Consider the following 23,549-nt stretch of genomic DNA (forward strand, 5'->3'; position numbering starts at 1 on the left):
GCGCCCTGTTTGCTCGGTTGCCGGGGAGTATGGCGAACTAATATTGGTGGCGGAAATCAACTCTGACTATGCCGATCATAGATTTCACGATTCAATAATGCTTCCGAATGAAGCGTAAACGAATCAGCCAGAGCGTTTAATGCACAGGAATGGTGCGAGCAATGGTGGTTTTTTACCTAACCCGTTGATTAAAAAGCGTTTATGCCGGTGGCACGGGCTTTGCGAAGGTCTTGGTGTCCATGGTGACAAGGAGTACGGCATGATCCGCACCTTTTATGACGAGATGTACGATGCTGGCGGCATAGTCCGCCCGCACTATCGGGAGTTTGCCCGCTGGCTGGGTGATACGCCTCCCGAGCTGCTGGCTCAACGCAGGCGCGAAGCCGATCTGCTGTTTCACCGTGCCGGAATCACCTTCACGCTGTATGGCGATGAGCAGGGGACCGAACGGCTTATTCCTTTCGACACCATTCCGCGCAGCATTCCGGCCAGTGAGTGGCGGGTGGTCGAACGCGGCTGCATTCAACGCGTCAAAGCGCTGAATATGTTTCTGGCCGATCTTTATCACGACCAGCGCATTATCAAGGCCGGCATAATTCCCGCCGAGCAGGTGCTCGCCAACGAGCAGTACCAGCTGGCTATGCAGGGTCTGAACCTGCACCGCGATTTGTACTCGCATATTTCCGGCGTCGATCTTGTACGCGACGGAGACGGCACCTATTACGTGCTGGAAGACAACCTGCGCACACCGAGCGGCGTGAGCTACATGCTCGAAGACCGCAAAATGATGATGCGGTTGTTTCCGGAGCTGTTCTCGGCGCAACGTATTGCACCCATTGATCATTACCCGAATCTGCTGCTCGACACCCTCAAAAGCTCAAGCCATCTGGACAACCCGAGCGTTGTGGTACTGACGCCCGGACGTTTCAACAGCGCCTTTTTCGAGCATGCGTTCCTGGCCCGCGAGATGGGTGTTGAGCTGGTCGAAGGCGCGGATATGTTTGTCCGCGATGATCGCGTGTTCATGCGGACCACTGATGGCCCCAAGGCTGTCGATGTGATCTACCGCCGCCTTGACGATGCGTTTCTCGACCCGCTGGCGTTCAACCCAGACTCGATGCTCGGCGTCCCTGGCCTGCTGGCTGCCTATCGCTCCGGCAATGTGGTGCTGGCCAACGCCATAGGTACCGGCGTTGCCGACGATAAATCGGTCTACCCGTATGTCACTGACATGATTCGTTTCTATCTCGACGAAGAGCCGATTCTCAAGAACGTACCGACATGGCAGTGCCGCAAGCCTGAAGAGCTGTCGCATGTGCTGGCCAATCTGGGCGATCTGGTCGTCAAGGAAACCCAGGGCTCCGGCGGTTACGGCATGCTCGTCGGCCCTGCTGCAACTTCCGCTGAAATCGAATCTTTCCGGGCCCGCCTGAAAGCCAAGCCGCATGCCTATATCGCCCAGCCTACGTTGTGCCTGTCGACCTGTCCGACATTTGTCGAGAACGGCATTGCCCCGCGACACATCGATTTGCGCCCCTTTGTTCTGTCCGGTCGCGAAACCCGCGTCGTCCCTGGCGGGCTTACCCGAGTGGCCTTGCGTGAAGGCTCACTGGTGGTGAATTCGTCTCAGGGTGGCGGAACCAAAGACACCTGGGTGGTCGAGGATTAAGGATGCCTGTCAATGTTAAGTAGAACTGCCTCGGATCTTTTCTGGATGTCGCGTTACCTGGAGCGAGCGGAGAACCTCGCCCGAATGCTGGACGTGAGTTATTCGCTGTCGTTGATGCCTCAGGACGGGCGTGGCGACGGGCTGGATGAAATAGCCATGCCGCTGCTGATCACCGGCACGCTGGAAACCTACATCGAGCGTCATGGCGAACTGCATGCCGAGCGCATGCTGCACTTCTTCGCGCTGGACGCGACCAACCCGGCCAGCATCTACAGCTGCCTGGGCGCCGCCAGGGCTAGTGCGCATGCCGTGCGTGGCCGAATCACCGCAGACATGTGGGAGAACATCAACTCCACCTGGCTGGAAATTCGCGGCATCGCCCAGCAGGGGCTAACCCGCTATGGCATGAGCCGCTTCTGTGAATGGGTCAAGGAGCGCTCGCACCTGTTCCGGGGCGCGACCTACGGCACCATCATGCGCAACGATGCGTTCCGTTTCATTCGTCTGGGCACGTTCATCGAGCGCGCCGACAACACCATGCGGATGCTCGACGCGCGTTACGAAATGCTCGAGTTGCGTGGTCCACAGGCCAATGCCGCGGCGGATAATTCCGCTGCGGGTTATTACCAGTGGAGCGCCTTGCTGCGTGCGCTGTCATCGTTCGAAGCGTATACCGAAGTCTATCGCGATGCGCCAGGCGCGCGTCAGGTAGCCGAACTGTTGCTGTTGCGGGCTGATATACCGCGCTCGTTGCGCGCCTGCCTGGAAGAAATGGACGTCATTCTGGCCAGCCTGCCAGGCGTCAACGGTCGTCCTGCGCAGCGCATGGCGGCCGAGATGGACGCAAGATTGCGCTACACCAGCATCGACGAGATCCTCGAGGAAGGCCTGCACGAGTGGTTGAACGAATTCATTCCAATGCTGGCCCAACTGGGTGATGCGATCCACATTTCGTATCTGGAGGCTGCATGAGACTCTCTATAAGCCATGAAACCACCTATCACTATGATGATCAGGTGCGTTCCAGTATCCAGTATCTGCGCCTGACGCCTCACGACAGCGAGCGTCAGCAAGTGCTTAGCTGGCAACTGACCTTGCCGCGCCCGGTGCGCGCGCAGATCGACCCGTTCGGCAATATCCTGCACGTGTTAAGCCTTGAAGAGCCCCACGAGGCGATCATCATCGGCGCGCGTGGCCAGGTCGAGATTGACGAGACGCGTGAGTCAGAGCATGAAAGTCAATCGGCATTGCCGTTTTTGCGCGTCACGCGGCTGACGGAGCCGGACGAGGCGATTCGCAGCTTCGCCGCCACGGAGTGTCGCAAGCGCGCCGACCGCACGGCCTTGATCGACCTGATGCATGCGCTCAACCAGCACATGACTTACACCCAAGGCGCAACGGAAGTTGACACCAGCGCCGCTCAGGCGTTTGCCGGACGCTCGGGTGTCTGTCAGGACCACACTCACGCCTTCCTGGCCTGCGCTCGCACTATGGGCGTGCCGGCGCGTTATGTATCCGGTTACCTGTGCAGTGAAGACAGCGAACACCTGTCCAGCCATGCCTGGGCCGAAGCGTGGATTGACGACGCGTGGTACAGCTTCGATGTGACGAATCAGTTGGCCATCCCCGAGCGTCATTTGAAGCTGGCGGTCGGGCTGGATTATCTGGATGCCTGCCCGGTGCGCGGCATGCGCCGGGGTGGCGGGTCTGAGCAGATGCATGCCAAGGTCGTGGTCTCGCCCATGACCGGCACGCCAAAGGTGAAGACCCGGGTGCAGGTTCAGACACAGCATCAATGATGCGCGGGACGTGAAGGTCAGGCGGCCGGGATTTTATCCTCCGGCCGTTGCTTACTCGGCAGGGTCGTCAGTGATGTCGTAAAGCGCATTGTGCAATTCTTCGTAGTTACCGCCATTGATCACGCTGAAGTAACCTGCGGCCCTTAGTTTTTCCTGCGCCTTGTCGGCCTTGCTGTCAGTACTGCTGAAGATGACGAACACCGCATTGCGGTCGGCGATTACCTGCTTCATCTGGTTTACCAGTCGCCTGTCGTCAACCCGCACCGCATTCAGCACCGAGCCTGCTTCGTAGTCGGTCTGACTACGAATATCCATCGCCAGCTTCCCTTCCTTCAGTGCAGCCACGGCGGCTGCCTGATCTACAACGCCGGCGTGTGCAGCAACGCTGCCGACCAGCGCAAAAACAGCAATCCATTGGCGCATGAACCCATCTCCATCAGTGCGAGTGGAAATAGTGGCACAGTTACATACTGTCCGAAAGCGTAGCGGATCAGCCAAACAACCTGTTCAGGTTGGGCACTATCAATAGCAGGGTAGTAGTGAAGAGAATAAGTCCTGCCTGGCGTACTTTAGGATGTTTGAGCTTGAGTTTGAGCATGGCTGACCGCCTTTTGTTGTTATTCCTGAGCGACAAAAGCGCGTCGAAGGCATGACCGATTCGACGGCTCGCAAGGTTGCACGTTGAACAGGTGGGCGCGGTCAATTGACCGCTGGCCCGAGCGCTGAATGGATTTTGCGCGAATCCTGTTACAACTCTAACCATAGAGGTCATAAATGCAGGGGTTTATACCTGTTAGGCATTTGAGAGCGAAATAATCGATCTTAATGTTATGAACTATTGCAGCGCATGACCTGAAGGCCTTTGCTAGACACGTCGAACATAATCATCAGTTTTCTACCGTTCGTCCGAGTCGGATATTTCCTGCGATGATCAAGCATTCGTCTGGCACGCTCATCGCTTGATTTGGGCATGCCTACAGGGCAGTCTCCACCGTATATTCTCGCCTCATCGCCGCTTCAGGGTCCCATTTATGTCGTTACGCATCTGCATTCTTGAAACCGATAATCTCCGGCCTGAGCTGGTCGAGCAGTATCACGGGTATGGGCGGATGTTCGAGCAACTGTTCGCCCTTCAGCCTATTGTAGTGGTCAACTGATCCCGGACACGACGTTAAGTTTTTTCTCGTACTGAGCGGGTGCCAGTCCATTATTGAACTGGTGTGGCCGAACCCAGTTGTAGCGATGCATCAGATAATGACTGATATCCCGCTGTGCCTCTTGGGCCGTCATGTAGCCCACGGCGGGTATCCACTCGGTTTTCAAGCTGCGGAATACACGCTCCATCGGCGAGTTGTCGTAGCAATTACCTCGGCGACTCATGCTCTGGCGCATGCGGTATCGCCAAAGCCGCTGGCGAAACTGTCGGCTCCCATATTGGGAGCCCTGATCTGAGTGAAACAGCAGGCCCTGAGGCTTGCCGCGTTGCTCATAAGCCATGTCCAGCGCCTTGATGACCAAGTCCGTGTCCGGTTTGTTTGAAAACGCCCAGCCCACCACCCGACGCGCATAAAGATCCATAACCACCGCCAGGTAATGCCATTTTCCTTGCGCCCAGATGTAGGTGATGTCGCCACACCAAACCTGATTGGGCGCGGGTACATCGAACTGCCGATTCAAAATGTTCGGAATGTCAGGCCTCTCCACTGTTGCTTTTTTATAAGCATGAGAGCCAGGTTGCTTGCTGATTAATCCCAGTTCCCGCATCAGGCCACGTACCTTGAACCGGCCAATTTGCTCGCCATCTTCCTGCAATACCGAAACGATACTGCGGCTGCCAGCAGCGCTTCGACTTTGCCCGAACAGCTCATTGACTCGACTGAGTAAACGAACCCGCTCGGTGTCTGGAGCCCGACGCCGCTGGCAATGGTCGTAGTAGCACGAGCGAGGTGTCTCGAACATCTCGCACAGCAATTCGATCGGCTCATGGGCACCTAGCTGATCGATCAGCGCAAGCGCTCGTGTTCTTCCGACATCAAGAGCGCGGTAGCCTTTTTTAAAATGGATTTCTCCCGCTCAAGACGAGCGATGCGCGCTTCCAGCTCCTGAATTTTCTGCTGCTCGGGCGTCAGGGCTTTGCTCTGAGGCGTCACGCCATTGCGCTCCTGCTGGAGCTGGCTAACCCAGCGACGCAGCGCAGACTCGACCACTCCAAGCGAGCGAGAAGCTTCGACATGGCTATAACCTTGATCGAGCACGAGGCCTGCGGCCTCACGTTTGAATTCAGCGGAGAAGGTACGGCGTTGCTTGGTCATCAGACACCTCTATATCTGGCGATATTCTCGCCTAAATGAGTGTCCGGAATCATTAGACCACTACAGGAAGTGTTAGCCGGAGGCAAGGGTGTCGCGGGTGACTGCGAATCTGAAGGAAGCCCGAGGCAAAATGCTGGCCTGACGAACAGGAGGCGGATGAGGCGGCACAGCGGGGTAAGGAGGCCGCAATTGTCAAAGCCCGATACTTGCACGGAACGCTGTGAAGTTCTGACAGGCACAAGCAGGAAGGTCGTGCGAATTACCTTGAGATATCGGCACGCTTGCCATTGTGCTACCGAGCGTCGAGAGGCGACGGGATGAGCGTGCAGGAGTCAGCTGAAGCCGTAGTAAGTGACGAATAACCCGTTCAAGGGCTGAACAGGTTATGCCGTTAGTTGGCCTTCACCCCATGTCCGGGGCGGTACTGTAAGCACTTCGTCCATGATCATCTTGGCCGTGATGCTTCCTTCAGGATGTCGTCTGCGTTCTACTTGGTGGCTGTGATGGGTGTCTTTTGGTGACGCTGGTAGGCAACCTTAGGACCTAAAAGGATCAGGTTCCCCGGCACACTGTTTTAAACGAGCAATAACATCATGGTCAGTCGCAGCAGTGTCGATTCCACCTTTATCATCAAGGTAGATGTCTATCGTTGCCCAGCGCTTAGGTGTGATGTCGATGCATTTTCGTAAACCTCTGTCGGTCCACCAAAAGAACACCATGAAGAAGTTCTCATCAGGAAATACATGACCAAACTCCGATGTCGCTTCCCCCGGTAGCATTCGCTGCCGTGTGATCTGGTCGTGAGTGTTCCAAATTAAGCGCAGTTCGTCCGTGGCTTCTTTAGGGTAGTGGACAATTACGCCGGGTGCAGCAAAATACCAAGCCACCAGCGGAGCTATTAATAGGAAAAGGAACAAATAAGGGACCTTAATTTTCTTTGCAATTGTGCTCAATGACGCCTGCTCCCCCCCCCCATTCTTGGGGGGCTGGTTGGCAACTTAAAACCGGAAAGGATCAGCGTCACCCTCACATCGCTTCAAACGAGCAATAACGTCAGGGCCAGTTTTAGCAGTTTCGATGCGGCCACTGCCATCGAGGTAGATGTCTATCGCGTCACCCCATTTTGGCGTAATTGCTATACACCTCCGCAGACTCTTTTCATTCCACCAATCAAAGTTCATAAAGAATTTATCATTGGGGAAGATATGCCCGATATCGTATGTGCCCTGACCCGGAAGCATTTCTTCTTTATGAATGTTGTGCTGGGTGTTCCAGATCACACGAAGCTCGTCTGTAGCTTCTTTAGAATAATGGACACGAACGACAGGGATCGCCACGTACCAGAACAGCGCTGGAAGAATTATGAATGCCCCAATAAGATACCGGGCCTTAATATGTTTAACAGATATGGGCACTGACGCCATCTCCCCATGTTGACGGTGTGATCGCGAGTACTTCGTCCATGATCATCCTTGCAGTGACGACTTCGTTTGGATTTTCATGGAAGAGTTTCACGCCAATGCTAATAGAAATCCGATCTGGGACGTCATCCCATGCGCGCATCCCTTCTACGCCCTCAGTGGCATGAGGTCCTTTGAGTCTCTGATCTTCTTTGGCTTCGAATATCTGCTCTCTCCACCGTCGTAATTGATCTGAAATAAGTTGTTCGACACCTGCGCCGTCTAAAAGTGCGCTCTCACTGAGTCCTCCGGCCATACCCACATAGCCGTAATGAATGTTGGACCAAATATCGTAGTAGTAGTAGTAGTAGTAGTAGTAGTAGTAGTCGTACTTGCCTTGCCTATGGCGATACCTGCCAAACTTCGCGTGGATCTTTGGTTTGTGGTCCCAATCACGACCCTAGCCTACTCGCTCAGTCCAAAGGATCATGGCTGCCGCCACGTTTGAGGCGCCGATAGCTTGAGGGCTGGTGTTCCCTATTTGGGCGTACCAAGGCAGGTCCATTTTTTACGGGTCTCTTCCGCAACGTCATAGCTGAGCAGCTCTTTAATCTACAAGACGGAGGAGTGGTGGATATTGTTATTTATCTCGTCTGCGATGTAGGTCGCCAGCTTCTCCATCATGTTCGGATGCGTGCAGCCTTCAGGTCCATCATTTGGTACAGCTTCCTCTTCAGGCTTCTCACGGGCCGCATTTGGATTCACCAAAGCGTTTGCCGCCAAGGCTTTCTCCTCAAGCTTCGGGTCAGCCAAAAAAGTCGCCATCTTCTCGTCATCCACGGAACCGTCTGGCCGGAAGGCCCCCAGCGCCATGAAGTTAATAATGGTCGCGCCACCAGCGTCGCCCATGACGAAGCCGCCACCGACATTACTGGAGCCCGTGATGATTGTCCCGCCGTGGCTGGTTGGGCTTCCCAGGTGGGCCATAGGACGGCCATTCACTTGAATAGAGGGGAAACCTGAAGTGATAACCGCCCCGCACCCGCAGGTATCACCCACACGTGCCGCGCCCATGCTGTTGATGTTGGCGTCACCGGATGCAGAAGCGATAGGGGTTGTACCGTGACCCGGCAGTGGGCAGGCGTGCTTGTCGCCCAATCGAGCTGAAGAAATCATTGTAGGCCGTCCTTATGTCTTTGATCCGTAAACAATAACCAGCGTTTAGTCGACGCATGGGAGGCTATTGGAAACGTGAAAGGCGGTCTGTAGGAGAAGTCTTAATTTTCGCGTAGTGCCCTGAGAATCTGATCGGGATGTTATCTATATTTCTGCCTGTGGAGGGTGACATCGTCGTAGTGGTAACAAACCTTAGTGCCTGAAAGGGTCTGGCTGACCGGGGCAGGACTTCAACCGGGCAATGACGTCAGGGTCTGTCTTGGCTGTGTCGATCCTGCCGATATCATCAAGATAGATGTCTATCGTACTTCCCCATTCAGGCGTGATGTCGATGCACCTCTGAAAACCCTTGTCGGTCCACCAATCGAACATCATGAAAAAGTCCTTGTCAGGGAATATGTAGCTGAACTCTACGGCTGAGCCGCCGTGCCTGATATCACCCCTGTGGATTCTGTCTTGAGTGTTCCAAACGTATCGAAACTCCTCCTTGCTATTCGGAGAAAAATTGACCGCTACGACCGGGGAGGAAAAATACCAAAAAGCCACAGGAAGGATGACGAGTAGAAGAAGCATCCAGCGGCCATATCGGATCTTGGGTTTATTGACAGACATGTAGTTGGACCCCTTTAACCCATGCCTGGAGCGGTACTGCAAGCACTTCGTCCATGATCATCTTGGCCGTGATGCTTCCGTTGGGATGTTGTTGATAGAGCTTCACCCCAATGCTAATAGATATTCGGTCGGGAGCATCATCCCAAGCCCTCAGGCCCTCTACATGACCAGAACGGCCCGGACCGGGTAGCTCCCATTGAGCCTTAGGCTTTGTAAATACCTCCTCAACTTTCCGTCCGGCGTCTGAAATTATCTGCTCGGCTCCGGCGCCATCCAATAGAACACTTTCGGAGAGACCCCCAGCCATGCCCACATATCCGTAATGGACGTTGGACCAGATGTCATAAAAATAATCGTACTTGCCTTGTTTGTGCCAAATTCCACCAATTGTTCGACGGATGATCGGCTTGTGGTCCCACGGGCGATTCTGACCAACACGCTCTGCCCAGATGGCAAAAGCCTTGGCTTGCATACCGGCCGCCATGCTGTAGAAATCCGGGCCGGGACCAAGGCGCAAATAAAATGGAAGTGCCTCATACTCCTTCATCTTTGCAGCCGCATCGAAGCTATTGAGGTCTCTCATCTGCCGAACTTCAAGACTATTGATGTTGGCGTTCATCTCGCCAGCTATATAGCTCGCCAGCTCCTCCATTTTGTCGGGATCTTTGCAAGCAACATGTTTCGCTGTTAACTCCGGCTTCCCCTCTGACTCCTTACCGGCTGCCCTAGGGTCAACCAAAGCGTTTGCCGCCACGGCTTTCTCCTCAAGCTTCGGTTCAGCCAACAAGGTCGTCATCTTCTCGTCGTCCACGGAACCGTCTGGCCGGAAGGCCCCCAGCGCCATGAAGTTAATAATGGTCGCGCCACCAGCGTCACCCATGACGAAACCGACACCGACATTACTGGAGCTCGTGATGATTGTCCCGCCGTGGCTGGTTGGGCTTCCCAGGTGGGCCATGGGACGGCCATTCACTTGAATAGAGGGGAAACCTGAAGTGATAACCGCCCCGCACCCGCAGGTATCACCCACACGTGCCGCGCCCATGCTGTTGATGTTGTGTAGTGGTCTAATGATTCCGGACACTCATTTAGGCGAGAATATCGCCAGATATAGAGGTGTCTGATGACCAAGCAACGCCGTACCTTCTCCGCTGAATTCAAACGTGAGGCCGCAGGCCTCGTGCTCGATCAAGGTTATAGCCATGTCGAAGCTTCTCGCTCGCTTGGAGTGGTCGAGTCTGCGCTGCGTCGCTGGGTTAGCCAGCTCCAGCAGGAGCGCAATGGCGTGACGCCTCAGAGCAAAGCCCTGACGCCCGAGCAGCAGAAAATTCAGGAGCTGGAAGCGCGCATCGCTCGTCTTGAGCGGGAGAAATCCATTTTAAAAAAGGCTACCGCGCTCTTGATGTCGGAAGAACACGAGCGCTTGCGCTGATCGATCAGCTAGGTGCCCATGAGCCGATCGAATTGCTGTGCGAGATGTTCGAGACACCTCGCTCGTGCTACTACGACCATTGCCAGCGGCGTCGGGCTCCAGACACCGAGCGGGTTCGTTTACTCAGTCGAGTCAATGAGCTGTTCGGGCAAAGTCGAAGCGCTGCTGGCAGCCGCAGTATCGTTTCGGTATTGCAGGAAGATGGCGAGCAAATTGGCCGGTTCAAGGTACGTGGCCTGATGCGGGAACTGGGATTAATCAGCAAGCAACCTGGCTCTCATGCTTATAAAAAAGCAACAGTGGAGAGGCCTGACATTCCGAACATTTTGAATCGGCAGTTCGATGTACCCGCGCCCAATCAGGTTTGGTGTGGCGACATCACCTACATCTGGGCGCAAGGAAAATGGCATTACCTGGCGGTGGTTATGGATCTTTATGCGCGTCGGGTGGTGGGCTGGGCGTTTTCAAACAAACCGGACACGGACTTGGTCATCAAGGCGCTGGACATGGCTTATGAGCAACGCGGCAAGCCTCAGGGCCTGCTGTTTCACTCAGATCAGGGCTCCCAATATGGGAGCCGACAGTTTCGCCAGCGGCTTTGGCGATACCGCATGCGCCAGAGCATGAGTCGCCGAGGTAATTGCTACGACAACTCGCCGATGGAGCGTGTATTCCGCAGCTTGAAAACCGAGTGGATACCCGCCGTGGGCTACATGACGGCCCAAGAGGCACAGCGGGATATCAGTCATTATCTGATGCATCGCTACAACTGGGTTCGGCCACACCAGTTCAATAATGGACTGGCACCCGCTCAGTACGAGAAAAAACTTAACGTCGTGTCCGGGATCAGTTGACCACTACAGTTGACGTCACCGGATGCAGAAGCGATAGGGGTTGTACCGTGACCCGGCAGTGGGCAGGCGTGCTTGTCGCCCAATCGAGCTGAAGAAATCATTGCAGGCCGGCCTTATGTCTTTGATCCGTAAATAATAACCAGCGTTTAGTTGACGCATGGGAGGCTATTGGAAACGTGAAAGGCGGTCTGTAGGAGAAGTCTTAATTTTCGCGTAGTGCCCTGAGAATCTGATCAGGATGTTATCTATATATTTCTGGCTGTGGAGGGTGACATCGTCGTAGTGGTAACAAATCTTAGTGCCTGAAAGGGTCTGGCTGATCGGGGGGACGGTGGTGTGAGAGGACGGCGGGTGTGGACCCGCCCCCTAATCGATTCTGCGTTTATAGGTCTCGGGCCGTCAATCAGGCCGCCGCAGACAAGTGCTCGTAAAGAATTGTCGCGCCGACCACGATCAGCACGATACCGCCGACGATTTCAGCTCGTTTGCCGACCATGGTGCCGAGCACGCGGCCCAGCATCACACCTATAGTGACCATTACGGTGGTTGCCAAACCGATCGCCAGGGCAGCGACCATGATATTGACGTCGACAAACGCCAGGCCGACGCCGACCGCCAGGGCATCGATGCTGGTGGCGAACGCCGTGACGGCAAGAATCCAGAAAGAGTGCGAGCCGGGTTTTTCCTGCTCCTCATCATCATCGTGCTTAAGGCCGTTGTAGATCATGTGCAGGCCCAGCACCAGAAGCAGCGTGAAGGCGATCCAGTGGTCCCAGCTTTCAGCGAAGCGGGCGGCCACCTGACCAATGCCCCAGCCGATCACCGGGGTAATGGTTTCGATAGCACCGAATATCAGGCCTGTGCGCAACGCTTCGATAAAACGCGGCTTATGCAGGCTTGCTCCTTTACCAAGGGCCGCAGCAAAGGCGTCCGTGGACATGGCAAGCGCGAGAAAGAGGAGGGAAATCGGGTTCACGGTTATATCCAGTCGGGCTATGAGTCAACGACGCAACCACACGCCCGACTTTAGGCATGGATGCATCGTTGGTCTCGCCAACCAGAAGGTGTTCGCACCACGGCATGCTGCCGAGAATGTTGATACGAACGCTCTGTGACCGGAGTCAAGAGCAGGCTACTCCCCAACAAGGGCGGCCACTATAGCCATGTAAATGTGAAAAATATATGTACAGAATTGCACGACGGCAAAAAAAACCCCATCACGAGGATGGGGTTCTTTTAATGCTTCGTCTCGTGCTTACACTTGCAACGCCGGGATGTTGGCGTTTGCAGCGGCTTCACGGAACTCGGCGATCTGATCGAAGCTCAGGTAGCGATACACGTCCGCCGCCATGGTGTCGATCTGATTGGCGTAGCCCATGTACTCTTCCACAGTCGGCAGGCGACCCAGAATCGAAGCTACGGACGCCAGCTCGGCCGAGGCCAGGTAGACGTTCGCGCCGTCACCCAGACGGTTTGGGAAGTTACGGGTTGATGTCGACACCACGGTCGAGTTCGGCTCAACGCGTGCCTGGTTACCCATGCACAGCGAGCAGCCCGGCATTTCCATGCGCGCGCCGGCCTTGCCGTAGATGCCGTAGTAGCCTTCTTCGGTCAGTTGGTGAGCGTCCATCTTGGTCGGCGGCGACAGCCACAGACGCGTTGGCAACTGGCCCTTGACCTGCTCCAGCAACTTGCCCGCTGCGCGGAAGTGGCCGATGTTGGTCATGCACGAACCGATGAACACTTCGTCGATCTTCTCGCCCTGTACCGAAGACAGAAGGCGCGCATCGTCCGGATCGTTCGGCGCGCAGAGCACAGGCTCCTTGACGTCGGCCAGATCGATTTCGATGATTTCAGCGTACTCGGCGTCAGCGTCGGCTTCGAGCAGTTCAGGGTTGGCAACCCAGGCTTCCATCGCCTGAGCACGACGCTCCAAGGTGCGCGGATCACCGTAACCCTGTTCGATCATCCAGCGCAGCAAGGTGATGTTCGAGTTGAGGTATTCGATGATCGGCTCTTTGGCCAGCTTAATGGTGCAACCGGCAGCCGAACGCTCGGCAGAGGCGTCAGACAGCTCGAACGCCTGTTCGATGCTCAGGTTATCGAGGCCTTCGATTTCCAGGATGCGGCCGGAGAACGCGTTCTTCTTGCCTTTCTTCTCTACGGTCAGCAGGCCAGCCTGGATCGCGTAGTAAGGAATGGCGTGAACCAGGTCGCGCAGGGTGATGCCAGGTTGCATCTTGCCCTTGAAGCGAACCAGGATCGATTCAGGCATGTCCAGTGGCATGACGCCAGTGGCAGCGGCGAACGCCACCAGGCCGGAGCCGGCCGGGAACGAGATGCCGATCGGGAAGCGGGTGTGCGAGTCACCACCGGTGCCGACGGTGTCTGGCAGCAGCATGCGGTTCAGCCAGCTGTGGATGATGCCGTCGCCCGGACGCAGCGAAACACCGCCGCGGGTCATGATGAAGTCAGGCAGCGTGTGGTGCGTCTTGACGTCGATCGGCTTCGGGTAGGCTGCCGTGTGGCAGAACGACTGCATGACCAGGTCGGTCGAGAAGCCCAGGCACGCCAGGTCTTTCAGCTCGTCGCGAGTCATCGGGCCAGTAGTGTCCTGGGAGCCGACGGTGGTCATTTTCGGCTCGCAGTAGGTGCCCGGACGCACGCCTGTTACGCCGCATGCCTTGCCAACCATCTTCTGCGCCAGGGTATAACCCTTGGTGCTTTCAGCTGGCTGGTCAGGGGTCTTGAACAGGTCGAATTCCGGCAGGCCCAGTTCGGCGCGAGCCTTGCTGGTCAGGCCGCGACCGATGATCAGCGGGATACGGCCGCCAGCGCGGACTTCATCAAGCAGCACCGGGGTCTTCATTTCAAAGGTGGTGATGACTTCGTCGCTGTCGTGCTTGCAGACCTTGCCGGCATAAGGGTAAACGTCGATCACGTCGCCCATGTTGATGTTCGAGACATCGAATTCAATCGGCAAAGCGCCGGCATCTTCCATGGTGTTGTAGAAGATCGGAGCGATCTTGCTGCCGAAGCAGAAACCACCGGCACGCTTGTTCGGTACATAAGGAACGTCGTCGCCGAAGAACCACAGCACCGAGTTGGTGGCCGATTTACGCGAAGAACCTGTACCGACCACATCGCCGACGTAAGCGATAGGGAAGCCCTGGCCGCGCATTTCTTCGATCTGCTTCATCGGGCCGATAGAGCCCTGAACGTCAGGAACGATACCTTCACGGGCCATTTTCAGCATGGCGAGTGCGTGCAGCGGGATGTCCGGGCGGGACCATGCATCAGGTGCCGGGGAGAGGTCGTCGGTGTTGGTTTCGCCGGTGACCTTGAAGACGCGCAGGCTGATCTTGTCGGCCAGCGTCGGGCGCCTCTTGAACCACTCGCCGTCAGCCCAGGACTGAAGGACAGCCTTGGCGTGGGCATTGCCGCTCTTGGCTTTTTCGGCCACGTCGTGGAAGGCGTCGAACATCAGCAGGGTGTGCTTGAGTTGTTCGGCAGCGACTGGCGCGAGGGTGGCGTCGTCGAGCAGTTCGACCAGGGTGACGATGTTGTAGCCACCTTGCATGGTGCCCAACAGTTCGGTCGCGCGTTTTTTGTCGATCAGGGGGGAAGTGGCTTCGCCCTTGGCCAGGGCAGACAGGAAACCGGCCTTGACGTAGGCGGCTTCGTCAACGCCTGGCGGAACGCGATTGGTGATCAGGTCGACAAGGAAAGCTTCTTCGCCAGCCGGGGGATTTTTCAGCAGCTCGACCAGGCCTGCAGTTTGCTCGGCGTTAAGCGGCTGGGGCACGATACCCTGGGCGGCACGCTCTTCGATGTGTTTACGGTAGGCTTCAAGCACAGTATTAACCCTCATCAGTGGTCCCAAATGGGTGTCCGGGACGCTCATCCAGAAACCGTCCGCGCCCACGCAAGGCTTATTGAACCTTGTTGGCAGGGTGTCGGCGGTTCCTAACAGAAGCTGTTTTCAAAGTTTTACGCCTGCAGAACGGGGGGAGTGACGGTCGACACGGCCATTCTTGATGAGGGAATGGCCTGTCGACGCCGCGATGCGGGGTTAACCTGACTGTGCTCGTGACGCTTTGAAAACAGCTTCCAACGGACATTGGCGCCTTAAAAGGCTCGCTGATTCTACGCCAAAACTTCGTTAAAGGTAAGTTAGACCCTACATCTTCGGGGGTGAACTTGCTTAGACAAAGGGCTAACATACCTGCCTGTTTTGCCTTCCGCAGTCTTGCCTGCCATGCCCGATTACATCATCAAAACCCCCTGCGTCGGCCTTTGCTCCACTGTTTACGGGGACCTGGTGTGCCGTGGCTGTAAACGGTTCCATCATGAGGTCATCCACTGGAACGGCTACAACGAGGACGAAAAAAGAGCCGTCTGGCTGCGTCTGGAGCAATTGCTGGTTCAGGTCATGACCGCCAAGCTCGAAGTCTTCGATGTCGACAAGCTGCGCACGCAGCTCACCCAGCGCAAGATCCGTTTCGTGCCGCACCAGTCCGAATATTGCTGGGCCTACCAATTGATCGCACGTGGCGCACGTGTTATCAGTCAGGTCGAGGCCTACGGTTTCGTGCTGTTGCCGGAGTTCCGCGACTGGACGTTGCCCGAGCTGCGCGACGCGATCGACCGGGAATTCTTCCTTTTGTCAGAGGCGCACTATCAGCGCTACATCGCTCCGGGCTTTCTGCGTGACGCATTCGGGGCCTGACCCTCTGCCGTATGCATTTGTGTCGCGAGTCCCCGGTCCTGCTCGTATAATGCCGTGCCGTGCCTTTCCGTCATTCTGTGAGCTTATGTACCCGATCCCTGAAATCGAAGCCTTTCTGCTCTGCCGCACTCCCGACAGCTGGGTTCAGGCCGCATTGAACAACCTGGATATCCTGTTGATCGATCATGCGAACAACGAGAAGAAAGCCGCCGGTGCAGCGTTTCAGTTCATGTTCCAGTACAACGACAAGTTCGACCTGTTGAGCAAGATGTCGCGTCTGGCCCGTGAAGAGCTGCGCCATTTCGAGCAGGTGATCAGCATCATTCGCAAGCGCCAGATCCCGATGGCCAATATCAGTTCGGCACGCTATGCCGGGGCGCTGCGTAAACTGGTGCGCAATCACAACCCATACCGATTGACCGATGCCCTGATCGTGGGCGCCATTGTCGAAGCCCGCTCTTGCGAACGCTTTGCTGCGCTGGTGCCGCACCTTGATGAAGAGCTGGCCAAATTCTATGGCGGTCTGCTGAAGTCCGAAGCCCGGCATTTTCAGGATTACCTGAAGCTCGCCTACAGCTATGGAGACAAGGCGGATGTGGACGCCAAGATCGAAGAGATCCGTCTTGCCGAGCGCGAACTGATCGAAAGCCCGGACGAAGAGTTCCGCTTTCACAGTGGCGTACCTGTCGCCGCCTGAACCTGACCGCACTCCAAAAAACGACCGTCTTGCCAGCGGTCGTTTTTTTATAGGTATTTAGTAAGCAAGCTAATAAATGCTTTGACAACGGCTGTCTAGGCAGTAATATTTTGCAATCACTGCCTAAGCAGCTATCAAGGTGTTTCCTTGAAACATTTCACTCCTGAAAATTTCGATTCCACGCTGATCGGCTTGTTGGTCGGACGTACCAATGCGCTCAAAGACCGCGCGCTCGACAAGTACCTGCTGCCTTATGACGTTACGTTTGCGCAGTTCAAGGTGTTGATCATCATTGCTCAGTTCGCCACTGATACGCCGGTGGAGTTGTGTCGGCACCTGTCGCTGGACAGTGGCTCGATGACGCGCATGCTGGATCGTCTGGAGCAGAAAGAACTAATCGTGCGGACGCGTTCGGCGACGGATCGTCGTCAGGTTCGCCTTGCGCTGACTGAGCAGGGGCAAAAGCTCTCCGACCTGTTGCCGCAGATCGGTGCCGATGCCATGAACGAGATCTTCGCCACGCTCGACGCGGAGGAGGTTGCGACCCTGCAGCGGATCCTCACCAAAGTGCTGGTGGCCGCTGATGACCACATCACTCTCACTCGTTTGAGCTTCAATCCCAAAGCCAAAAGCTGAACGGCACGACAGGGCGAGCACGCGCAAGCCTGTTCGCAGCCACAGCCCTGACCGGGCGCTGGCCACTGTCACGCCGTCGCTGACTACAAGGTAATCGTCATGGCTACTGCCGCCACCGAAAACACATCAGAATCGTCGCAAGAGAAAGATGCGCATCCTGGCAAGCGCAAGTTCCTGTTGATCGGGCTTGCAATCATTGTCGTGCTTTGCGGGCTGGGCATCTGGGCCTGGTACGAGGTCTATGGACAATGGAGCGAAGAGACCGACGACGCCTACGTGAACGGTAACGTGGTCGAAATCACACCGCTGGTGACCGGCACCGTTATCAGTATTGGTGCCGATGATGGCGATCTTGTGCGCGAAGGGCAGGTTTTGCTCAAGTTCGACCCTAGTGATGCCCAGGTCTCACTGCAAAGCGCCGAGGCAAACCTGGGCAAGGTGGTGCGTCAGGTGCGTGGTCTGTACAGCAACGTCGACGGCATGAAAGCCCAGATGGCCGCGCAACGTGCCGCCGTGCAGACCGCTCAGGACAACTACAACCGTCGCCGCAGTCTGGCAGCGGGCGGCGCGATTTCTCAGGAAGAACTGTCCCACGCCAGAGACAGCCTGACCAGCGCGCAAAGTGCGTTGAACAACCTTCAGCAGCAGTTGAGCACCAGTGTGGCTTTGGTCGATGACACGGTTGTTTCTTCGCATCCCGATGTGAAGGCTGCTGCAGCCCAGTTGCGCCAGGCCTTTCTGGCTAATGAGCGTTCGACGCTGGTGGCGCCGGTGACCGGTTATGTGGCCAAGCGGTCTGTGCAGTTGGGGCAACGCATCCAGCCGGGCACCGCGACGATGGCAGTCATCCCGCTGGATCAGTTGTGGATCGATGCCAACTTCAAGGAAACCCAGCTGGGCAAGATGCGTATCGGTCAGCCGGTGGAAATAAGCTCTGACCTGTACGGCAGCGATGTGAAGTACAGCGGCACCATCGACAGCCTGGGCGCAGGCACCGGCAGTGCCTTCGCGCTGTTGCCCGCACAGAACGCAACCGGTAACTGGATCAAGATCGTCCAGCGCGTACCGGTGCGGGTGCATATCAACCCTGAAGAGCTGGTGCAGCACCCGCTGCGCATCGGTCTGTCGACTACCGTCGAGGTCAATCTGCACGATCAGAGCGGCCCGGTGCTGGCGCAGCAGCCGCGTAAACAAGCGGCTTTCAGCACCCAGGTGTATGCCGAGCAACTGGCCGACGCTGACGCGCTGATCACTCGTCTGATTCATGAGAACAGTGCTTCCGGCGGCAAGAACTCCGCGCAGCGCTGAACCGCCAATCCGTGAACTCCGGCCGGCTGGCCGGGGTGCCGCACTTGCTTCCAGGGATTCGCGATGAGCAACAACGCCCCCGCTTCTTTTACGCCGCCGAGCCTGTTGATGTGTACCATCGGCTTGTCGCTGGCGACGTTCATGCAGGTGCTCGACACCACCATTGCCAACGTGGCGCTGCCGACCATCGCAGGCAACCTCGGGGTCAGCTCGGAGCAGAGCACCTGGGTCATCACCTCGTTTGCTGTCAGCAACGCAATCGCACTGCCGCTGACCGGCTGGCTGAGCCGTCGGTTTGGTGAGGTCAAACTGTTTCTGTGGGCCACCATCCTGTTCGTGATCGCGTCGTTCCTGTGCGGTATTTCCCAGTCGATGTCTGAACTGGTAGGTTTTCGCGCGTTACAGGGCATGGTGGCCGGGCCGCTGTATCCGATGAGCCAGACACTGCTGATCGCGGTATACCCACCTGCGAAGAGGGGGATGGCATTGGCGTTGCTGGCGATGGTGACGGTGGTTGCGCCAATCGCCGGGCCGATTCTGGGCGGCTGGATTACCGACAGTTACAGCTGGCCGTGGATCTTCTTCATCAATATCCCGATCGGCCTGTTCGCTGTGATAGTGGTGCGTACGCAAATGGCCAAAAGACCGGTCAGCACAGCCCGCCAGCCACTCGATTATATCGGCTTGCTGGCGTTGATCGTGGGCGTCGGTGCGTTGCAGGTCATCCTCGACAAGGGCAATGACCTGGACTGGTTCGAATCGAATTTCATCCTGTGTGGTTCATTGATTTCCGTGGTCGCGCTGACGTTCTTCGTGATCTGGGAAATGACCGACAAGCACCCCATCGTCAACCTGAGGCTGTTTGCCTACCGCAACTTTCGCATCGGTACGCTGGTGATGATCGGTGGCTATTCCGGTTTCTTCGGCATCAACCTGATATTGCCGCAGTGGCTGCAGACCCAAATGGGCTACACCGCTACCTGGGCCGGGTTGGCGGTGGCACCGATCGGCATCCTGCCGGTGCTGATGTCACCCTTTGTCGGCAAGTACGCGCACAAATTCGACCTGCGCTTGCTGGCAGGGCTGGCGTTTCTGGCGATGGGGCTGAGTTGCTTCATGCGTGCAGGCTTTAATACCGACGTGGATTTTGAGCACGTGGCGATGGTGCAGCTGTTCATGGGCATCGGTGTGGCACTGTTCTTCATGCCGACCCTGACCATCATGCTGTCCGATTTACCGCCTGATCAGATCGCCGATGGCTCGGGGCTGGCGACGTTCCTGCGGACTCTGGGCGGAAGCTTCGCAGCCTCTCTGACCACCTGGATCTGGATCCGTCGCGCCAACCAGCACCATGCCTACCTGAGTGAAAATATCAGCACTTTCGACCCGGCCACCCGCCACGCCCTCGACAGCCTGGGCGGCGCCAGCCCGCAGGCCTATGCGCAACTGGAACGGACTCTCAATGCGCAGGCTTACATGATGTCCACGGTGGACTACTTCTACCTGTTGGGCTGGATCTTTGCCGGTCTTATGCTGCTGGTCTGGCTGGCCAAGCCACCGTTCGCCGCCAAGGCCGGACCCGCGACTGCGGGAGGGCACTAGTTTTTTATGCGTTACGTGCAGCCGCTGCCAAAGAAGTGCTTTTCGACCACGATGGTACTGGCGACGCAGAACCGCCGTGTGACGCAGAGCGTGACGAAAGGCGCTGCAACGCGGGGTTTGGGAACGAGAACCTGAGCCGAGCACCAATCCACCTCAGTTCAGCAGCGCAACCGTCTCGGGCACAAAATCGAATGAGCTGAGGTTCATGCCCTGTTCATCGACCTGCAGCACCCAGCCCTGACGGTCCCAGTCACCCAGCACGATGCGTTTGGCGGCCTGGTCGCCGATCTGCAATTTATGAATTGCCGGGCGGTGGGTATGCCCATGTATCAGAGTGCGCACGTCAAACTGTTGCATGATCCTCGGCACCTCGTCCGGGGTCACGTCAACGATATCGTTGGCTTTCATGCTGGTTTTGGCGCGGCTTTCGTTACGCAGCTTGCGCGCCAGCTTGTGGCGAGTACCCAGCGGCAAATGGCGCAATATGAACAGCGTCAGCGGATGGCGCAGGTAGCGGCGCATCCGGATGTAACCTTCGTCGCGAGTGCACAGGCTGTCGCCGTGCATCAACAGCACCGGCTCGCCGTTCAACTGCACAACACTGGGATCGCTCAGCAGGGTGCAACCCGCTGCCTTGCAGAACCCCTTGCCGATCATGAAGTCACGGTTGCCATGCATCAGAAAAATTCGTGTGCCGCTGTCGCTCAAGTCGCGCAGGGCCTTGCATATTGAAATCTGAAACGGCGACATTGCATCGTCACCGATCCAGACTTCAAAAAAATCCCCAAGTATGTACAGCGCCTCGGCAGTGTGGGCGCGGTCAGCAAGGAGATCCAGAAACGCCCGGGTAATGTCCGGGCGCTCCTGTTCAAGATGCAGATCGGAGATCAGCAGTATCACTCAACGATCTCGGCTTTCTCGATGATCACGTCATCGGTCGGAACGTCCTGGTGACCGTCTTTGTTGCCGGTGGAGACGCCTTTGATCTTGTCGACAACTTCTGTGCCTTCGATCACTTCGGCGAAAACAGCGTAACCCCAGCCCTGATTGGTCTTGGCGCTGTGGTTCAGGAAGGCGTTGTCAGCCACGTTGATGAAGAACTGCGCAGAGGCCGAATGCGGCTCCATGGTGCGGGCCATGGCGACGGTGTACTTCTTGTTCGGCAGGCCGTTGTCGGCTTCGTTCTGGATGCTTGGGCGCTTGTCTTTCTTTTCTTTCATGCCAGGCTCGAAACCGCCACCCTGAATCATGAAATTGCCGATCACGCGGTGAAAAACGGTGTTTTCGTAGTGGCCAGCGTTAACGTACTCGAGGAAGTTGGCTACGGTCAGTGGCGCCTTTTCTGCGTTCAGTTGCAGAACGATGTCGCCGTGGTTGGTGGTCAGCTTTACTTTGGACATTTGGAAAGTCGCTCTCTAGTCATGTATGAATGGGCACATTATGACCCTGACGCGCAGTTTACAGACGAGGTTACATTTTTCAGCGCTTTTGCAGCTTTTATGCCGTCAGATACGCAGTCTGTTGTCAGGGACTTGACAGCTTCGGCTATGATAAGCGCTTTGATTTAGTCGGCCTACCCTGGCCGCGCACGTATGCCCAAGGATCTTATGAGCAAGCCCACTCCAGAACCCGCTGCCAATTCAAAGGCAGGCCCCGCCGTACCGACCAATTTCCTGCGTCCGATCGTGCAGGCCGACCTGGATTCGGGCAAGCACAGCAAAATCGTGACGCGCTTTCCGCCGGAGCCCAATGGTTACCTGCACATTGGCCATGCCAAGTCGATCTGCGTGAATTTCGGTCTGGCACAGGAGTTCGGTGGCGATACGCACCTGCGTTTTGACGACACCAACCCGGCCAAGGAAGACCAGGAATACATCGACGCCATCATGAGTGACGTCAAGTGGCTAGGTTTCGAGTGGTCCGGCGAAGTGCGCTACGCCTCGCAGTATTTCGATCAACTGCACGACTGGGCGGTCGAGCTGATCAAGTCCGGCAAGGCCTATGTCGATGATCTGACCCCTGAGCAGGCTCGCGAATACCGCGGCACTCTGACCGAGCCAGGCAAGAACAGCCCGTTCCGCGAGCGCAGCGTCGAAGAAAACATCGACCTGTTCGCGCGCATGAAAGCTGGGGAATTCGAAGACGGTGCTCGTGTATTGCGCGCCAAAATCGACATGGCCTCGCCAAACATGAACCTGCGCGACCCGATCATCTACCGCATTCGTCATGCGCATCACCACCAGACCGGTGACAAGTGGTGCATCTATCCGATCTATGACTTCACCCACGGTCAGTCGGATGCCCTTGAAGGGATCACCCATTCGATCTGCACCCTGGAGTTCGAAAGCCATCGTCCGCTGTATGACTGGTTCCTCGATAACCTGCCGGTGCCGTGCAAGCCGCGTCAGTACGAATTCTCGCGTCTGAACCTGAACTACACCATCACCAGCAAGCGCAAGCTCAAGCAACTGGTCGACGAGAAACACGTCAATGGCTGGGATGATCCTCGCATGTCGACGTTGTCGGGCTTCCGTCGTCGTGGTTACACGCCGAAGTCGATTCGCAACTTCTGCGAAATGATCGGCACCAACCGCTCCGACGGCGTGGTCGATTTCGGCATGCTCGAGTTCAGCATCCGTGATGACCTGGACCACAGCGCCCCGCGCGCCATGTGCGTGTTGCGACCGCTGAAGGTCGTGATCACCAACTACCCGGAAGGTCAGGTCGAGAAGCTGGAGCTGCCGCGTCACCCGAAAGAAGATCTGGGCATGCGCGAGCTGCCGTTTTCCCGGGAGATCTACATTGATCGCGACGATTACATGGAAGAGCCACCTAAAGGCTACAAGCGCCTCGAGCCCAATGGTGAAGTGCGTTTGCGCGGCAGCTATGTGATTCGTGCCGACGAGGCAATCAAGGACGCTGACGGCAACATCGTCGAGCTGCGTTGCTCCTACGACCCTGACACCCTGGGCAAGAACCCCGAAGGGCGCAAGGTCAAGGGCGTGGTTCACTGGGTGCCAGCGGCAGAGAGCGTTGAATGCGAAGTGCGTCTGTACGATCGCCTGTTCCGTTCCCCGAACCCGGAAAAAGCCGAAGACGGGGCGAGCTTTCTGGACAACATCAATCCGGATTCCCTGCAAGTACTGACCGGTTGTCGTGCCGAGCCTTCACTTGGGCAAGCGCAACCGGAAGACCGTTTCCAGTTTGAACGCGAGGGTTATTTTTGCGCGGACATCAAGGACTCGAAGCCTGGTCGACCTGTCTTCAACCGCACGGTGACGTTGCGGGATTCCTGGACCTGATGCTGTACGTTTGAGGGGGAG

Annotated in this window: 19 protein-coding genes, 4 pseudogenes and 1 riboswitch; of the genes and pseudogenes, 11 read left to right on the forward strand and 12 right to left on the reverse strand. The window is 56.7% G+C overall.

Annotation, left to right across the window (positions count from 1 at the left end; genetic code table 11):
* The first annotated feature begins 259 nt into the window (after window positions 1-259).
* From I9H09_RS09125 to I9H09_RS09135, 3 genes are read left to right on the forward strand one after another with little or no spacing between them, the layout of a single operon-like run.
* Window positions 260-1,669: a circularly permuted type 2 ATP-grasp protein gene (locus I9H09_RS09125; RefSeq protein WP_122346932.1), complete on the forward strand. Its 1,410-nt coding sequence runs from the start codon at window positions 260-262 to the stop codon at window positions 1,667-1,669.
* A 12-nt stretch (window positions 1,670-1,681) separates the two neighbouring features.
* The gene (locus I9H09_RS09130) at window positions 1,682-2,641 is read left to right on the forward strand and encodes an alpha-E domain-containing protein (protein ID WP_005887503.1); all 960 of its coding nucleotides are present in this window, start codon (window positions 1,682-1,684) and stop codon (window positions 2,639-2,641) included.
* Window positions 2,638-3,468, forward strand: coding sequence for a transglutaminase family protein (locus I9H09_RS09135; protein WP_005887504.1), 831 nt, complete (start codon window positions 2,638-2,640; stop codon window positions 3,466-3,468). Before I9H09_RS09130 ends, I9H09_RS09135 begins: the two co-directional genes overlap by 4 nt.
* Window positions 3,469-3,519: 51 nt before the next feature.
* On the opposite strand, the gene I9H09_RS09140 is transcribed toward I9H09_RS09135, so the two are convergent.
* A complete protein-coding gene (locus tag I9H09_RS09140) occupies window positions 3,520-3,891 on the reverse strand; it encodes a rhodanese-like domain-containing protein (protein WP_005887505.1) in 372 nt (123 codons plus the stop codon).
* A gap of 608 nt (window positions 3,892-4,499) precedes the next feature.
* Here I9H09_RS09140 and I9H09_RS09145 point away from each other — a divergent pair.
* Window positions 4,500-4,610, forward strand: a pseudogene (locus I9H09_RS09145) (amidotransferase); the annotation flags it as partial.
* A gap of 7 nt (window positions 4,611-4,617) precedes the next feature.
* On the opposite strand, the gene I9H09_RS09150 reads toward I9H09_RS09145, so the two are convergent.
* The 6 genes and pseudogenes from I9H09_RS09150 to I9H09_RS09175 form a co-directional block, all read right to left on the reverse strand.
* Window positions 4,618-5,780, reverse strand: a protein-coding gene (locus I9H09_RS09150; RefSeq protein ID WP_122346372.1) for an IS3 family transposase whose coding sequence is annotated in 2 segments (ribosomal slippage) — window positions 4,618-5,525 and window positions 5,525-5,780 — 1,164 coding nt in all. Because the reading frame shifts where the segments join, the coding sequence is not laid out codon by codon here.
* Window positions 5,781-6,316: 536 nt separating this feature from the next.
* Window positions 6,317-6,697, reverse strand: a complete 381-nt coding sequence (locus tag I9H09_RS09155) for a hypothetical protein (protein WP_122312406.1) — start codon at window positions 6,695-6,697, stop codon at window positions 6,317-6,319.
* Window positions 6,698-6,778: 81 nt separating this feature from the next.
* On the reverse strand, window positions 6,779-7,204 hold the full coding sequence (locus tag I9H09_RS09160) for a hypothetical protein (RefSeq protein WP_268949056.1): 426 nt from the start codon (window positions 7,202-7,204) through the stop codon (window positions 6,779-6,781).
* Window positions 7,179-8,356, reverse strand: a pseudogene (locus I9H09_RS09165) (polymorphic toxin type 44 domain-containing protein). The gene I9H09_RS09160 and the pseudogene I9H09_RS09165 overlap by 26 nt, the downstream one beginning before the upstream one ends.
* A gap of 192 nt (window positions 8,357-8,548) precedes the next feature.
* A complete protein-coding gene (locus tag I9H09_RS09170) occupies window positions 8,549-8,968 on the reverse strand; it encodes a hypothetical protein (RefSeq protein WP_054997232.1) in 420 nt (139 codons plus the stop codon).
* A pseudogene (locus tag I9H09_RS09175) lies at window positions 8,955-10,025 on the reverse strand (polymorphic toxin type 44 domain-containing protein); the annotation flags it as partial. The pseudogene I9H09_RS09175 and the gene I9H09_RS09170, both read right to left, overlap by 14 nt.
* A gap of 66 nt (window positions 10,026-10,091) precedes the next feature.
* On the opposite strand from I9H09_RS09175, the gene I9H09_RS09180 reads away from it, so the two are divergent.
* A protein-coding gene (locus I9H09_RS09180; protein ID WP_122346372.1) for an IS3 family transposase occupies window positions 10,092-11,254 on the forward strand; the annotation gives its coding sequence in 2 pieces (ribosomal slippage) (window positions 10,092-10,347 and window positions 10,347-11,254; 1,164 coding nt in all).
* On the opposite strand, the pseudogene I9H09_RS27125 reads toward I9H09_RS09180, so the two are convergent.
* The 3 genes and pseudogenes from I9H09_RS27125 to acnB all read right to left on the reverse strand — a co-directional run.
* Window positions 11,254-11,355, reverse strand: a pseudogene (locus I9H09_RS27125) (PAAR domain-containing protein); the annotation flags it as partial. The gene I9H09_RS09180 and the pseudogene I9H09_RS27125 overlap by 1 nt on opposite strands.
* 302 nt (window positions 11,356-11,657) lie before the next feature.
* Window positions 11,658-12,230, reverse strand: a complete 573-nt coding sequence (mntP, locus tag I9H09_RS09185; RefSeq protein WP_005897358.1) for a manganese efflux pump MntP — start codon at window positions 12,228-12,230, stop codon at window positions 11,658-11,660.
* Window positions 12,231-12,236: 6 nt separating this feature from the next.
* A riboswitch (yybP-ykoY riboswitch) is annotated at window positions 12,237-12,402 on the reverse strand.
* 107 nt (window positions 12,403-12,509) lie between these two features.
* Window positions 12,510-15,110 (reverse strand): bifunctional aconitate hydratase 2/2-methylisocitrate dehydratase, encoded by a 2,601-nt coding sequence (gene acnB / locus I9H09_RS09190; RefSeq protein ID WP_024668896.1) that lies wholly within the window; start codon window positions 15,108-15,110, stop codon window positions 12,510-12,512.
* A gap of 402 nt (window positions 15,111-15,512) precedes the next feature.
* On the opposite strand from acnB, the gene I9H09_RS09195 reads away from it, so the two are divergent.
* The 5 genes from I9H09_RS09195 (at window position 15,513) to I9H09_RS09215 (ending at window position 20,226) form a co-directional block, all read left to right on the forward strand.
* Window positions 15,513-15,983, forward strand: coding sequence for a DUF1289 domain-containing protein (locus I9H09_RS09195; RefSeq protein WP_005897353.1), 471 nt, complete (start codon window positions 15,513-15,515; stop codon window positions 15,981-15,983).
* A gap of 85 nt (window positions 15,984-16,068) precedes the next feature.
* Window positions 16,069-16,680, forward strand: coding sequence for a MiaE family protein (locus I9H09_RS09200; protein ID WP_024668895.1), 612 nt, complete (start codon window positions 16,069-16,071; stop codon window positions 16,678-16,680).
* Window positions 16,681-16,827: 147 nt separating this feature from the next.
* The gene (locus I9H09_RS09205) at window positions 16,828-17,316 is read left to right on the forward strand and encodes a MarR family winged helix-turn-helix transcriptional regulator (RefSeq protein ID WP_005897348.1); all 489 of its coding nucleotides are present in this window, start codon (window positions 16,828-16,830) and stop codon (window positions 17,314-17,316) included.
* A 99-nt stretch (window positions 17,317-17,415) separates the two neighbouring features.
* A complete protein-coding gene (locus tag I9H09_RS09210; protein WP_005897346.1) occupies window positions 17,416-18,624 on the forward strand; it encodes an HlyD/EmrA/EmrK family protein in 1,209 nt (402 codons plus the stop codon).
* Window positions 18,625-18,687: 63 nt separating this feature from the next.
* Window positions 18,688-20,226 carry a DHA2 family efflux MFS transporter permease subunit gene (locus I9H09_RS09215; RefSeq protein WP_122347600.1) on the forward strand — a complete coding sequence of 513 codons (1,539 nt, stop codon included), beginning with the start codon at window positions 18,688-18,690 and terminating at the stop codon, window positions 20,224-20,226.
* A 153-nt stretch (window positions 20,227-20,379) separates the two neighbouring features.
* Here the strand turns inward: I9H09_RS09215 and lpxH are convergent, their stop codons facing one another.
* The gene (gene lpxH, locus I9H09_RS09220; protein WP_122324150.1) at window positions 20,380-21,126 is read right to left on the reverse strand and encodes a UDP-2,3-diacylglucosamine diphosphatase; all 747 of its coding nucleotides are present in this window, start codon (window positions 21,124-21,126) and stop codon (window positions 20,380-20,382) included.
* Entirely contained in the window at window positions 21,123-21,626 is a 504-nt protein-coding gene (locus I9H09_RS09225; protein WP_054997234.1) for a peptidylprolyl isomerase, read from the reverse strand. Before I9H09_RS09225 ends, lpxH begins: the two co-directional genes overlap by 4 nt.
* Window positions 21,627-21,833: 207 nt before the next feature.
* Between I9H09_RS09225 and I9H09_RS09230 the strand changes: the two genes are divergently transcribed.
* The gene (locus tag I9H09_RS09230; protein WP_122347601.1) at window positions 21,834-23,528 is read left to right on the forward strand and encodes a glutamine--tRNA ligase/YqeY domain fusion protein; all 1,695 of its coding nucleotides are present in this window, start codon (window positions 21,834-21,836) and stop codon (window positions 23,526-23,528) included.
* Window positions 23,529-23,549 lie beyond the last annotated feature (21 nt).

It is taken from the genome of Pseudomonas tremae, from assembly GCF_023278125.1.
In the GTDB taxonomy this organism is placed as follows: domain Bacteria; phylum Pseudomonadota; class Gammaproteobacteria; order Pseudomonadales; family Pseudomonadaceae; genus Aquipseudomonas; species Aquipseudomonas tremae.

Bases quoted from the DNA above. Each gene is read 5' to 3' on its own strand.
- I9H09_RS09125 (WP_122346932.1), top strand. From the start codon at position 260: ATGATCCGCACCTTTTATGACGAGATGTACGATGCTGGCGGCATAGTC.
- I9H09_RS09130 (WP_005887503.1), top strand. From the start codon at position 1,682: ATGTTAAGTAGAACTGCCTCGGATCTTTTCTGGATGTCGCGTTACCTG.
- I9H09_RS09135 (WP_005887504.1), top strand. From the start codon at position 2,638: ATGAGACTCTCTATAAGCCATGAAACCACCTATCACTATGATGATCAG.
- I9H09_RS09140 (WP_005887505.1), bottom strand. From the start codon at position 3,891: ATGCGCCAATGGATTGCTGTTTTTGCGCTGGTCGGCAGCGTTGCTGCA.
- I9H09_RS09160 (WP_268949056.1), bottom strand. From the start codon at position 7,204: ATGGCGTCAGTGCCCATATCTGTTAAACATATTAAGGCCCGGTATCTT.
- I9H09_RS09170 (WP_054997232.1), bottom strand. From the start codon at position 8,968: ATGTCTGTCAATAAACCCAAGATCCGATATGGCCGCTGGATGCTTCTT.
- I9H09_RS09195 (WP_005897353.1), top strand. From the start codon at position 15,513: ATGCCCGATTACATCATCAAAACCCCCTGCGTCGGCCTTTGCTCCACT.
- I9H09_RS09200 (WP_024668895.1), top strand. From the start codon at position 16,069: ATGTACCCGATCCCTGAAATCGAAGCCTTTCTGCTCTGCCGCACTCCC.
- I9H09_RS09210 (WP_005897346.1), top strand. From the start codon at position 17,416: ATGGCTACTGCCGCCACCGAAAACACATCAGAATCGTCGCAAGAGAAA.
- I9H09_RS09215 (WP_122347600.1), top strand. From the start codon at position 18,688: ATGAGCAACAACGCCCCCGCTTCTTTTACGCCGCCGAGCCTGTTGATG.
- I9H09_RS09225 (WP_054997234.1), bottom strand. From the start codon at position 21,626: ATGTCCAAAGTAAAGCTGACCACCAACCACGGCGACATCGTTCTGCAA.
- I9H09_RS09230 (WP_122347601.1), top strand. From the start codon at position 21,834: ATGAGCAAGCCCACTCCAGAACCCGCTGCCAATTCAAAGGCAGGCCCC.